This is a genomic window from Paenibacillus hemerocallicola, from assembly GCF_006265175.1.
In the GTDB taxonomy this organism is placed as follows: domain Bacteria; phylum Bacillota; class Bacilli; order Paenibacillales; family NBRC-103111; genus Paenibacillus_AB; species Paenibacillus_AB hemerocallicola.
Map to the genome: position 1 here is coordinate 1 of NZ_VDCQ01000043.1, position 13,050 is coordinate 13,050.

Annotated in this window: 13 protein-coding genes; all 13 read left to right on the forward strand. The window is 52.2% G+C overall.

Annotated elements, in window-relative coordinates; translation table 11 throughout:
- Positions 1 to 285 (forward strand): flagellin (locus FE784_RS25410; protein WP_281287158.1); only part of this gene is annotated, 285 nt, incomplete at its 5' end.
- Between the two features lie 87 nt (positions 286 to 372).
- A complete protein-coding gene (locus FE784_RS25415; protein WP_139605074.1) occupies positions 373 to 747 on the forward strand; it encodes a DUF8042 domain-containing protein in 375 nt (124 codons plus the stop codon).
- Positions 748 to 758: 11 nt separating this feature from the next.
- Positions 759 to 2,006, forward strand: coding sequence for a flagellin lysine-N-methylase (gene fliB / locus FE784_RS25420; protein ID WP_246132170.1), 1,248 nt, complete (start codon positions 759 to 761; stop codon positions 2,004 to 2,006).
- 116 nt (positions 2,007 to 2,122) lie between these two features.
- Positions 2,123 to 2,473: a flagellar protein FlaG gene (locus tag FE784_RS25425; RefSeq protein ID WP_139605136.1), complete on the forward strand. Its 351-nt coding sequence runs from the start codon at positions 2,123 to 2,125 to the stop codon at positions 2,471 to 2,473.
- 65 nt (positions 2,474 to 2,538) lie between these two features.
- Positions 2,539 to 4,437: a flagellar filament capping protein FliD gene (gene fliD, locus FE784_RS25430; protein ID WP_139605075.1), complete on the forward strand. Its 1,899-nt coding sequence runs from the start codon at positions 2,539 to 2,541 to the stop codon at positions 4,435 to 4,437.
- Between the two features lie 14 nt (positions 4,438 to 4,451).
- Positions 4,452 to 5,018 carry a flagellar export chaperone FliS gene (gene fliS, locus FE784_RS25435; protein WP_218103809.1) on the forward strand — a complete coding sequence of 189 codons (567 nt, stop codon included), beginning with the start codon at positions 4,452 to 4,454 and terminating at the stop codon, positions 5,016 to 5,018.
- Positions 5,011 to 5,349 carry a flagellar protein FliT gene (gene fliT, locus FE784_RS25440; protein WP_176706510.1) on the forward strand — a complete coding sequence of 113 codons (339 nt, stop codon included), beginning with the start codon at positions 5,011 to 5,013 and terminating at the stop codon, positions 5,347 to 5,349. The genes fliS and fliT overlap by 8 nt, the downstream gene beginning before the upstream one ends.
- A gap of 394 nt (positions 5,350 to 5,743) precedes the next feature.
- A complete protein-coding gene (locus FE784_RS25445) occupies positions 5,744 to 5,941 on the forward strand; it encodes a cold shock domain-containing protein (protein ID WP_138881805.1) in 198 nt (65 codons plus the stop codon).
- 403 nt (positions 5,942 to 6,344) lie between these two features.
- A complete protein-coding gene (gene hpf, locus FE784_RS25450; protein ID WP_139605077.1) occupies positions 6,345 to 6,899 on the forward strand; it encodes a ribosome hibernation-promoting factor, HPF/YfiA family in 555 nt (184 codons plus the stop codon).
- Positions 6,900 to 7,048: 149 nt separating this feature from the next.
- Complete coding sequence (locus FE784_RS25455) at positions 7,049 to 8,137, forward strand: site-2 protease family protein (protein ID WP_139605078.1); 1,089 nt, start codon at positions 7,049 to 7,051, stop codon at positions 8,135 to 8,137.
- Between the two features lie 155 nt (positions 8,138 to 8,292).
- Positions 8,293 to 10,797 (forward strand): preprotein translocase subunit SecA, encoded by a 2,505-nt coding sequence (secA, locus tag FE784_RS25460; RefSeq protein ID WP_139605079.1) that lies wholly within the window; start codon positions 8,293 to 8,295, stop codon positions 10,795 to 10,797.
- 118 nt (positions 10,798 to 10,915) lie between these two features.
- Positions 10,916 to 12,032, forward strand: a protein-coding gene (gene prfB / locus FE784_RS25465; protein WP_139605080.1) for a peptide chain release factor 2 whose coding sequence is annotated in 2 segments (ribosomal slippage) — positions 10,916 to 10,987 and positions 10,989 to 12,032 — 1,116 coding nt in all. Because the reading frame shifts where the segments join, the coding sequence is not laid out codon by codon here.
- A 109-nt stretch (positions 12,033 to 12,141) separates the two neighbouring features.
- The gene (locus FE784_RS25470) at positions 12,142 to 13,011 is read left to right on the forward strand and encodes a YitT family protein (RefSeq protein WP_139605081.1); all 870 of its coding nucleotides are present in this window, start codon (positions 12,142 to 12,144) and stop codon (positions 13,009 to 13,011) included.
- Positions 13,012 to 13,050 lie beyond the last annotated feature (39 nt).

The following is a 13,050-nucleotide window of genomic DNA, read 5'->3' on the forward strand; positions in this document are numbered from 1 at the left end:
AGCGAGAAAGCTTCGGCTGCTCTTAGCGTAATCAACGACGCCATCGAGAAAGTTTCGGCACAACGTTCCCAATTGGGCGCATTCCAAAACCGTTTGGAGCACACGATCAACAACTTGGGTACTTCTTCCGAGAACTTGGTCGCTTCCGAGTCCCGTATCCGCGACGTAGATATGGCGAAAGAAATGATGGAGTTCACGAAGAACAACATCCTTTCCCAAGCGGCTCAAGCGATGCTGGCACAAGCGAACCAACAACCGCAAGGCGTACTGCAATTGCTCCGTTAATCCGGTCCAATCTCCGGGGGACTCTAGTTGGACTAGAGTCCCTTTCTTTCTAATATGAGATACATTCACGAAGGCGAGGGTTACCCTGTGTCCCCCGATTATGAAGTTCGAGAACGGACCTTGGTCCTGGCCGATACTTGTCTGGAAGGCTTGACGCATATGCAATGGCAAATGCAGCAGGGCTATTACGAATTGTCCCTGACGCTGTATTGCGATGTGCTGGACGCCATCTATCATATTGAACGATCGGTTTATCTGTCGATCGACACCGATTACAGTGAGCGTACCGACGGCTGGTTTGCGGTTCAGGAGCAGTTAAACGAACGGTTGGATGATATGGCCGATGCTTTCCGTACTCGTCATTTTCACGAATTGCCGTTATCGCTTGCCCGACTAGTTCCTGTATATCGCTTATGGCATAACACCGTGCATCTTTACCTGAATCCAAATTACGTCGTGTGAGGGGAATCGCTGTGACCGTAAAAACGAAAACGAGACTTGCCCTTGTCCCGCAATATATGCGGAAATTCCAATGCATCGGACCGAGCTGCGAAGACAGCTGCTGTGTCGGATGGCGCGTCAATATTGACGAAGCTACCTATCGAAAATACCAGGATGTGGATCATGCCGAGCTGCAGACTGATCTTGATAAATATGTGACCCGCAACCGCTCGAATCCGTCGCCGGCCAACTACGCGAAGATCAAGATGAAGGGCGGCGGGGCCTGTCCGTTTCTGGACGGGGAGAAGCTGTGCGGCATTCAGAAAAACTTGGGCGAATCGTATTTGTCCAACACTTGCTCGCAGTACCCCAGATCGAACAATATGACGAATGGGCAGTGGGAGCGGTCCGCGACCGTCTCGTGTCCGGAAATCGCCCGTCTGGCTCTTCTGAATCCGGAGCCGATGGAGTTCGACCAAATCGAAGAAGATGCCGAAGCGCGGTTTGCCGCCAATAAGGAGCTGCATACCGGCGACGTCAAATATTTGAACAAGCCTCAACGCTTTTTCTGGGAGCTGCGCATCTTCACCATTCAAGTGCTGCAGCACCGAGCTTTCTCTCTGTCCAGCCGTCTGATTCTACTCGGCTTGTTCTATCAAAAAGTGCAGGAAAAGGCCCAAGCCGGAGAAGTTCAGAAAATTCCGGAACTGATCGAAGAGTTCATGGTGATGCTTTTCCAAGAATCCGTCAAGAGTCAATTGGATGAAGTTCCCGTTCAGACGGCGCTTCAGATGAAGCTGGCTAAAGAAATCGTCGACCAGCGGTTCGCGAGCGGGGTCAACAGCTCCCGCTACATGGAAGTGATCACCCACTTCCTGCACGGCATTCAGTACACGAAAGAAACGCCGGTGGAACAAATCGCCCAGCGTTACGCGGAGGCTTACCAGGACCATTACGCGCCTTTTATGGCCGAGCATGAATATATTCTTGAAAATTATTTGGTCAATTACGTTTATAAAAACATGTTCCCTTTCACGGGCAGCAAGGAGCTGTTCGATGCCTATGTCATGATGGTCATCCATTATTCCATGATCAAGCTTCTGCTCATCGGCAATGCGGGGTATCACCAAGGACTCGACACCGATCGGGTGATGCTCGTTATCCAGTCGTTCGCCAAAACGATCGAGCATAGCGACGCCTATTTAAAGAAGATGGAGAAGCTTCTGAAGGAAAACGGCTATACTACGATGGCTTATATGAGCATATTGATCAAAAACTGACGTTTCACCCTAAACTATCGTCGGAATTGTTCCGATGAATGTAGTAACGGAACTCGAAAGGGGAAGGGACCATGGACTCATCGCTTGGTTCAGTCAAAGGGGTTTCGGGTACGCCAATGTCGCCGCCTCCGCATCAGTCACAATTGCCAGCAGGTGTTCCCGATATCCCGCAACCCGCTTCTCACACTATAACCCAAGAGGAAGCCAAGAGAGCGGAAAAGCAAGGAAAACCGGTTTCCATGAGCGAGGAGCAATGGATTCGCGCGGTCGAGAAGGCGTTGAAGCTTGTGCAAGGCCCATTTACTTATTTGGATTTTTCCGTACACAAGTCGACAAAGGAAGTCATGGTCAAGGTCATGAACCGGGAGACCGGCGAAGTGATCCGCGAAATTCCCCCGGAGAAGCATCTCGATCTTGTGGCCGATCTGATGAAGATGGCCGGTATACTCGTGGATAAGCGAGTGTAAGCCTAAGCAGGACAACATGGAGACGACCATGCAAGCCCCGGGCAAAAAAGGAGTGAGACGGCAGAATGGTATTTCGAATTGGCGGGTTGGCTACCGGAATGGATACCGATTCCTTGGTCAAGCAATTGCTGCAGGCGTACCAAACTCCGATAGACAAGGTCAAGCAGCAGAAGCAATTGATCGAGTGGAAGCGGGACGATTACCGGGCAGTCAACACGAAGGTGCTCGCTTTTCGCGATGCCGCTTTCGATATGAAGCTCAAAGGCTCTTATACGACGAAAAAAGCCGAGTCCGAGAACGAGCAGGCCGTCAAAGTGTCGGCTACGAACCAGGCGATCGAGGGCGTGTATACGATAAAAGTCAAGCAGCTGGCCAGCTCGGCTACCGTGACATCGTCCGCAATCGGCAAAAAAAATAATCAGGCCCAGATGTCCGAGCTCGGCGTAACGGAAGCTACATCCATCACATTATCCGGCGAAAAAGGCAGCGTAACGGTCATGATCAAGCCTACGGACAAAATCTCCGACGTAATGGGCAATATCAATAACAAGACTCGTCTAACCGGCGTTAATGCAAGCTATGATGCGAGCCTGGACCGGTTTTATTTCACCAACCCGGCGACGGGGGAAGCCGCCAAGTTCGAGTTGAAAAGCACGAATGCGGATTTATTGGGCGACGTATTCAAGCTGTCCGGCTCTGCCGTATCGACGGTAAAGGGCGAGACGATTACGACGACGGCGAAATTCGATAGCGTGCTGCTTCCCGTCATCTCTGCCGAATTGACGAAGGATAAGACGATCGATACCCAATTTTTCCGTATTACACGGGATGGCAAAGACTATGACTTCTCCATCAAGGCGGATACGTCCATCGGGAACCTGGTCGATCAAATCAACGGATCGGACTTGGGGAAGTCCGGCGTCTCGGCGTATTTGAACGCCGACGGCAAGCTGGCGTTTTTTAATGCCGATCAGTCCAAGCAGTTGGAGTTCGCCGAAGTCTCCGAAAGCACGACTCAAGACGATATCAAAATTCTCGAGCAATTGGGCCTCCAGAATGCTTCGGGAACGAACGTGTTCACCACGACTTCCGATCAGGAATACACGAAATTGGAGACTAAAGGAAAAGATGCCGTAATCGAGTATAACGGCGTTGAAGCCAAGTATGCGACCAACAGCTTTGTCGTAAACGGGCTGAACGTTACCGCCAAGAAAGAGACGGACGATCCGGTTTCCGTCTCCATATCCGGAGATACGGATGCCATTTACGATAAAATCAAATCGTTCGTGGACAAATACAATACGCTGGTGGACGATATTACCGCGAAAACGAGCGAGACCCGGGATCGCGACTATACGCCTCTTACCGACGCCCAGAAGGAAGCAATGAGCGAGGAACAAGTCAAGGCATGGGAGACCAAGGCCAAAAGCGGGATGCTGCGGCGGGATGACATGTTGAGAAATGCCTTGTCCTCGTTCCGGAACTCGTTGGCAAGCGTGGTGGGCGGATTGACCGGAAGCGAGCTCAAGCAGTTGACCCAGATCGGCATCACAACCGGATCGTCCTATACGGAGAACGGGAAGCTTACGATTAAAGAAGAAACGCTGCGTAAAGCCATAGCGGAGCGCCCGGAAGAAGTTGCGGCCATGTTCACCGTGGATGACGGCAACTCCAAAACCGACGCCGGCGACGGCTTTGCCGTCCGACTTCATCAGAAGGCGACCGAGCTGATTGACAAGATCAAGTCTATAGCGGGAACAACGGACATGACTTACTCGCAATACGAGGAAGGCAAGCTTCTGAACGATTACGATGAACGAATCGAGCGGTTGACGGATCGGATGGAGGATGCCGAAGATCGGTATTACGCCCAGTTTACCGCAATGGAAAGATACATCAATCAATTGAACCAGCAGAGCAACTGGCTTGCTCAGCAGTTGGGCGGCTCCAATAAATCCAGTTAGGGAGGCATCTTTAGGTGAGTAATACGTATTCCCAGGCCCGTTCAGCTTATGGAAAACAGCCGCAAGCCGCATCTCAGGCAGCGGTGCAAGTACCGCCCCCAACGAATCAAGCCGTGCCGAGCATCCCGAAGAATCCGCCGCAAAATCAGTCGCAGCAGAGCAAATATTTGGAGAACACGATCATGACCGCTCCGAAGGAGCAGTTGCTTCTGCTGCTGTATAACGTGGCGATCAAAGCTTGCAAAGAGGCGAAAGAAACGATCGTGCAGAAAGACTATGGTCAGGCGCACAAGCATCTGCTAAAGGCTCAGGAAGTGTTGCTGGAATTGATGATTACGCTGGATCAGAATATTCCGATCTCGGAACACTTGACGAAGCTGTACGACTATTTCATCGATCAATTGATCGAGGCCAACGTCAAGAAAGATGCTGCGCCTGTCGATCAAGTTCTAACCTTTCTAATCGAATTGCGCGATACGTGGGCCGAGGCGGCCAAAAAAGCGAGAACCGGAGGAGCCGCAGTGCCTGCAGCTACTACAGCCGCACCGTCCGCCGCTTCCAGCGCATCCGCACATGGCTAACCCGGTAAGCGAGCTGCTTGAACTGACGGAGCGAATGGCGGAAGAGGCCGAGAATGCTACAGTAGAACAAGTAGATCGTTATATGGAGCGTCGAAGGCAGCTGTTTGACGTTATGGAACGGATGGACCCCGCAGAGCGTTTGGCTCTGTTGGCAGGCTTTCCCGGACAGTCTTTTCAACAATGGGAATCGGTCATTGAACAGGCCATGGCTCGGTTCAAGGAAGAAGCCCAAGACAAGCTGCTTCGCTTTCGGCGGGCCAAGCAGCAGCGCACAGGATACGACGTTTCCGCGATGGACACAAACAGCTTTTTCTTCGATCGCAAGAAATAAACATTCACCAGGACATGCCTATGAGGTATGTCTTTTTCGTTGTTTCCAGCTCTAAATCTTCCAATCTTCGTCCACTTCGATAGGAGCAATTATATGAGTTTTGGGACTATGATTTCGGGTGACAAGCTTCGACTTTCTCCTGTTTCTTCTGTGAATAACTGGACAACCCACCTGTGGATAATGTGGATAAGCCTGTGAATAACTAATGAAAACAAGCTTTCATAATGTGAGTTTTTTGTAAATAGCGAAATTTTCCCGCAATTCGCTCTAGCAAAAAAATGACTTTTGCTGGAACTTAAGATATCGCTTTCACGTTGACATTAAGCGGTCCGGATGGTATAGTCAGGATGTGGGCATAGCCCACAGCTATTTGAAGATGAAGGGAATGTTTTGCATGCAAGGTAAAGTTAAATGGTTTAACGCAGAAAAAGGTTATGGATTCATCGAGCGCGAAGACGGTGGAGACGTATTCGTACATTTCTCGGCAATCCAATCGGACGGCTTCAAAACCTTGGAAGAAGGCCAAGCCGTAGAATTCGACATCGTGGAAGGCGCACGCGGACCGCAAGCAGCTAACGTCGTAAAGATATAATCAACCGGCTACGTGGCCGCGATTGAATATATACGCTAGCAGCGAAGACTCCCCGGGAAACCGGGGTGTCTTTTTTGTATTATACGCGGTTTATCCGGACGAGAAGGGTTCGTCTTTTTTTAATTTATCTGAATATACAAAACATTTTGAATTATTGTAAAGTTTTTTTGAAGTGGGCATCTTAATATGATATAATGATAGTAAGAAAAACGGCTGTAGACGACCTGATTGAAGGAGGCCCCGTACTGCGGCAGTTTTTCCGGATTGTCACAGAAAATCATGCTTTTGGAAGACCAAGCGTTTTTTCTGACGATAGTCGTTTTCCTGATAAAGCCATTCCTTTTTCGCTCCTTGAGTGCGGAAGGCGAATATGCTTTATCCATTTGAAAGGAGCTGTTGGACAATGAACTTTACCATTCGCGGACAAAACTTGCTGCTCACCGACGCTCTAAAAGATTATGCGGCAAAGAAGATCGGAAGGCTGGAAAGGTACTTTGAAACTGCTCCCACCGCAGATGTGACCGTCACGTTGAACGTAATCAAAAATATGCAAACCGTTGAGGTGACGATTCCGCTGCCGGGCGTACTGCTCCGCGCCGAAGTGCGAAGCGAAGACATGTACGCTTCGATCGATCTGGTAACCGAGAAGCTCGAACGTCAAATTCGCAAGCATAAGACGAAGGCCAACCGCAAATTCCGGAGAGACGGCACCCGCTCATTGTTCAGGGAAAGCTACGACGGCTCCACCGCAGTACGTTACTTGGATGAAGAAGACGATGACTTGGAACTCGTGCGCACAAAGCGCTTTAATTTAAAACCGATGGATGTGGAGGAAGCGATTCTCCAAATGAACATGGTCGGCCATAACTTTTTCGTATTCGCCAATTCGGACTCCAAGGAAGTGAACGTGGTCTATAAGAGAAACGACGGTAAATACGGCTTGATCGAACCGAGCTGAAACACATAATCGAATGTAAAGGCAAAATCACATAGCGTATCGAATGGAAGATGAAGGCAGCACGAATAGCGGCCAGCCAAAAGCCCGATCCTGAAACGGATCGGGCTTTTTTGCGTAATAAGAAGAAAGCCGCAAGGAGGGTAACGCCATTGGAGAACAAATCGGCTAAACGAGGCGGCGGATGGCTGTTCGGGGCAGCCGGGCTGTTTTTGCTCAGCAAAGCCAAGACGCTTCTGGCGCTTTTGAAGTTCAGCAAGTTCGGTTCGGCCATCGTCAGCATGCTGGTTACGGTATGGGCCTATACGATCGTATTTCCGCTGCAGGTGGCGGTTGGCTTGGTTGCGATGATATTTATTCATGAAATGGGCCACGTCATGGCGGCCAAGCGTAAAGGGCTGCCGGTGAGCGCGCCCTTTTTCATTCCGTTCGTGGGTGCGCTGGTCATGATGAAGCGGCATCCGAGGGACGCGCTCACGGAAGCGTATATTGCTTACGGCGGACCATTAATCGGGACTGTGGGCGCCACGCTGGCATTCGCGACGGGCTGGTACGGGTTGCAGACGGGCGGGGGATCCGGCTGGTATATTTGGATCGTGATCGCCAAGATCGGGTTTTTCTTGAATTTGTTCAACCTGCTGCCTATGCAGCCTTTGGACGGGGGCAGAATCGCGTCGGCGATCAGCCGGTGGCTGTGGATCGTCGGTCTTATCGGCGGAGCGCTGCTTATTGTGTTTATGAAAGCCTGGATCTTGATTATTTTCTGGATATTGTTTGCTTATGATCTGTACAAAAAGTATATCCGCCAAGTGAAAGTGACCCCGATGAAGCATACGCTGAGCTGGGAGACGCCGCTGCAGCCGTTGCTGGATCAAGGCTATTTCATCCCGGGCGAAGAACATAGACGCGAGCTGCCGTTCACGACCTCGAGCACGCTGGAAGGCGTACAGCAAATTACGGTGAGATGGGAAGCGTTGGGACTGGAGCATACCGCCGATTTGACCGGGCAATCCATTATTGAAAAGGTCGAAGTATTCCGCGTCGAGAGAAAGACCGACGGGGAGGAGCATAAACTTTTCATAGTTGCAACGGTACAAGGCCATACTCATGAAAGTGAGACTTATTATGAAGTTCCGGCGAAAGCGAGGCTAGGCTACGGGTTCGCCTACTTCGGATTGATCGCGTACTTGCTCCTGATGTTCTGGGCGATTAGCGCGATGGCCATCCCGCAGTTAACTTAACTCTCGCAAGGCTTGTCCAAAACCCGATTGTTGCGGCGGCTGGCGCAACCTGTTACAATTTATGCAAACCGGTTTCGGGGGCAAGCGGCTATATTCCATCCATACATTCATGTTTGTTCCAAGGACGAACTACGTATAGCGAAAGGGGTTCTCGCATGTTAGGACTCGTAAAAAAAATATTTGGCGATACCAATGATCGTGAAATCAAACGCCTGATGAAGACGGTCGAAGTCATCAACGGGCTGGAACCGGAACTAAAGCCTTTAACGGACGAGCAGCTCCGGGATAAAACCGGGGAGTTCCGTTCGAGACTCGAGCAGGGCGAAGAGCTGGACGATCTGCTTCCGGAGGCGTTCGCCGTCGTGCGGGAAGCTTCTTTGCGCACATTGGGCAAAAGGCATTACGACGTACAGCTGATCGGCGGAATGGTGCTTCATGAAGGCAAAATTGCCGAGATGAGAACCGGGGAAGGCAAGACGCTCGTAGGCACTCTTCCCGTTTATTTGAACGCGCTGCTCGGTAAAGGCGTCCACGTCGTGACGGTCAATGAATACTTGGCCGCACGGGACAGTGCCGAGATGGGGAGAATTTACGAATTCCTGGGCATGACGGTCGGCGTCAATCTGAACAGTCTGTCTCATCACGATAAGCAGGCGGCTTACGCGTGCGACGTTACGTACGGGACGAACAATGAGTTCGGCTTCGATTATTTGCGCGACAATATGGTGCTTTACAAAGAGCAGATGGTTCAGCGGCCGCTCTATTTCTCCGTTATCGACGAAGTCGACTCGATTCTTGTCGATGAAGCTCGGACGCCTCTTATTATTTCCGGACAAGCTGCCAAATCGACGGATCTGTACTACTCCGCCGATCGTTTCGTGAAGCGTCTGACCGCGGAGGAAGACTATGTGGTCGATATTAAAGTGCGTTCGGTCAACTTGACCGAAGCCGGGGTGGCCAAAGCGGAGAAAACGTTCGGCATCGAGAACTTGTACGACCATGCCAACGTTACGCTTAACCATCATCTTACCCAAGCGCTGAAGGCGCATGTCATTATGAAGCGCGACGTCGATTACGTCGTTCAAGAGGAAGAAGTCATCATCGTCGACGAATTTACCGGACGTCTAATGGTCGGTCGCCGCTATAGCGACGGCTTGCACCAAGCGATCGAAGCGAAAGAGCAGCTGAAGGTGCAAAACGAAAGCATGACTCTTGCCACTATTACGCTGCAAAACTACTTCCGGATGTACCGCAAGCTATCCGGTATGACCGGTACGGCGAAGACGGAAGAGGAAGAGCTCAAGAAAATTTACGGGCTCGAGGTAGTCGTCGTGCCGACGAACAGGCCCATGATCCGTAACGATGCGCCGGATGTCGTATACAAAAGCGTGAACGGTAAATTCAAAGCGGTAGTGGAACAAATCGTGGAGTCCCACAAGAATGGACAACCGGTTCTTGTCGGTACCGTATCCATCGAGAATTCCGAGCGTTTGTCGGACATGCTGAAGAAAAAGGGCATCCAGCATAAGGTATTGAATGCGAAGCACCATGCGGAGGAAGCCGAAATCGTCTCGAGAGCGGGTCAGCACGGCGCGGTAACGATCGCGACGAACATGGCCGGACGCGGAACGGACATTGTGCTGGGAGAAGGAGTTCCGAACCTCGGCGGGCTGCATATTATAGGTACGGAGCGGCATGAAAGCCGCCGGATCGACAATCAGCTTCGCGGACGCGCAGGTCGCCAAGGCGACCCGGGTTCGTCGCAGTTTTACTTGTCGATGGAAGATGAGCTGATGCGCCGATTTGGCGCGGAGAACATCATGGGCATGATGGAGCGGATCGGATTCGAGGAAGATCAGCCGATCGAGAGCAAGCTCATTACAAAGGCGATCGAGTCGGCGCAAAAGCGGGTGGAGGGCAATAACTTCGACACGCGGAAAGTCGTCCTGCAGTATGACGACGTCATGAATCAACAGCGCGAAATCATTTACAAGCAGCGCCGCGAGGTGTTGGAGCACGAGAACATTAAAGAAATTACGCTCGATATGATTATGCCTGTCATCGAACGGATCGTTAAGGCGCATACTCCAGACGATCAGGTGCCGGAAGAGTGGGACTTGGCCGCGATTGCGGAGTATGCCAACTCGACTTTCCTGCACGAAGGTCAGCTGACGGCGGATGAGCTGTGGGCGAAGGAACGTGAAGAGATCGTCGAACACGTACAAAGCCTTGTGAAGAAGCTGTACGATCAACGCGAGCAAGATATGGGCGAAGAGACGATGCGCGAATTCGAGAAGGTCGTCGTGCTGCGTGCAGTAGACAGCAAGTGGATGGACCACATCGATGCGATGGAGCAGCTGCGCCAGGGCATTCATCTCCGTGCATATGGGGGAACAGATCCGCTTCGCGAGTATCAATTCGAAGGCTTCGAGATGTTCCAGGAAATGATCGAGAGCATTCGAGAAGAAGTGGCCAAGTACATTATGAAGGCCCATGTCGAGTCGAATCTGGAGCGTCAAGCCGTGGCCGAAGGCCAGGCCGTCGACCCGAAGATTGAAGCGGAAGGCAAGCAGCCGGCCAAGGCCGAGGATAAAGTCGGCCGCAACGATCCGTGCCCATGTGGAAGCGGCAAAAAATTCAAGCAGTGCCACGGCAAATAATCCGTTTGCCGCGCTGCCTACTATAAACTGCGCAAGCAGGTTTTGGAGAGCCCCCTAAGCAAGGGGGCTTCCCTTTGCCGAAACAAGCTGTTAATAAACTTTAGAGGTGATCGTAATTATGTTGGAAGCGGACGTAAAACAAGATTTGCGAGAAGTGGCAAAACGTATCCAAGACCTTAGGGGGTCTCTTTGACTTAGATCTCAAGCTGGAGCAAATCGCCAACTTCGAAGAGAAGATGGCCGCGCCCGACTTCTGGGACGACAATGAGAAGGCGCAAAAATTGATCGGCGAGATGAATGCGGTCAAATCGGTCGTCGACGAGTTCCAAGGACTCGCCTCCGCATATGACGATATTGAGGTCATGCTGGAGCTGGCCGAAGAAGAGGGCGACGACAGTATGGCGGCGGATCTGACCGCCAGCATCCGGGAGCTGCATGCGAAGCTGCAGAGCTTCGAGCTGCAGCTGCTGCTCAACCAGCCGTACGACAAATACGACTGCATTCTCGAGCTTCACCCTGGCGCTGGCGGCACGGAGTCCCAGGACTGGGCGGACTTGCTGCTGCGCATGTATCGCCGTTACGCGGAGAAACAGGGCTTCAAGGTCGAGGTGCTCGACTACTTGCCGGGTGACGAAGCCGGCGTCAAAAGCGTGACGCTGTCCATTAAAGGGCACAATGCGTACGGCTACTTGAAAACGGAAAAAGGCGTACACCGGCTGGTCCGCATCTCGCCGTTCGATGCTTCCGGCCGCAGGCATACTTCGTTCGTATCGTGCGACGTCGTTCCGGAGATCGAGGAGGATGTGGAGGTCGAAATCCGCACGGAGGATTTGAGAGTCGATACCTACCGTGCCAGCGGCGCCGGCGGTCAGCACGTCAACCGGACCGAATCGGCCGTGCGCATTACGCACATTCCGAGCGGAATCGTCGTTGCATGCCAATTGGAACGGTCGCAAATCCAAAACCGCGAGCGCGCGATGAAAATGCTCCGGTCGAAGCTGTACGAGAAGAAGCTGGAGGAGCAGGCCAAGCATCTTGCCGAAATTCGCGGAGAGCAATCCGATATCGCCTGGGGCAGCCAAATCCGATCTTACGTATTCCACCCGTATAGCATGGTGAAGGATCACAGAACCCAGGCCGAGACGGGAAATGTGCAGGCCGTCATGGACGGGGAGATCAATCCTTTTATCGATGCATACTTGCGGCAGCAAATAAAACCGGAATCAGCTTCATAATTATTCGGGGGAACGTTTATCCTACACATAGTGTAGGATTTTTTTCCTTCCTGCTGTCCGTCAAGCCATGCCTCCGACTTGGAGGCATCATGAATCGAGGAGGGTGTCGATGCGCCGCAAACATCCCGCCATACGGATCGGAAGTCCGCTGCACCAGGCGATCGAGTACGGGCTGCTGCTGGCAGGCTGCCTGGCTATAGCGCTCAGCTTCAACTTTTTCCTGAATCCGAATCAAATCGCCTCCGGCGGAGTGGCCGGCATCTCCACCATCATCCAGCAATTGTTCAGCATCGAGCCGGCCGTTATGCAATGGGTGCTCAACATCCCTTTGTTTATTTTGGGCATGCTCTTCCTGGGCGGCCAATTCGGGCTGAAGACGGCGGTTGCTTCCGTCGTGCTGCCTTTGTTCGTTCTGCTGACCCGCGACCTCGGTCCGCTTACGACGAACGCGCTGCTTGCCACCATCTATGGAGGCATCGGAATCGGGGCCGGACTCGGCATCGTATTTCGCGGCAGAGGCTCGACCGGCGGGCTGGACTCGGCGGCCCAGCTCATTCACAAATGGACCGGAGTCGGCTATGGAATTGCCGTAGCCATGCTGGACGGAGCGGTTATACTGGCGGCCGGCATCGTATTCTCGCCGGAGAAGGCGCTTTATGCGCTGATCGGTCTGTTCGTAACGACGAAAACGATCGATATCGTACAGATCGGATTCCGGTACTCCAAAGTCGCTTTCATTATGACCAAGGAGATGGAAGCCATCCGCGACGCGATCCTGTTCGAGCTCGATCGGGGATTGACCCTTCTGGACGGCCGAGGCGGTTACACCGGGGAAGATCGCCCGACGCTGATGGTGGTCGTCAGCCAAACGGAGGTTACCCGATTGAAGACGATTGTGAGGTCCGTCGACCCGAACGCTTTTATCATTTTGACCGATGCGCACGAAGTTCTGGGGGAAGGGTTCAAGCTGCACGGGTGAGCTTGTAAAACCTATTGCAGTGACGGAAAATATTCCGTA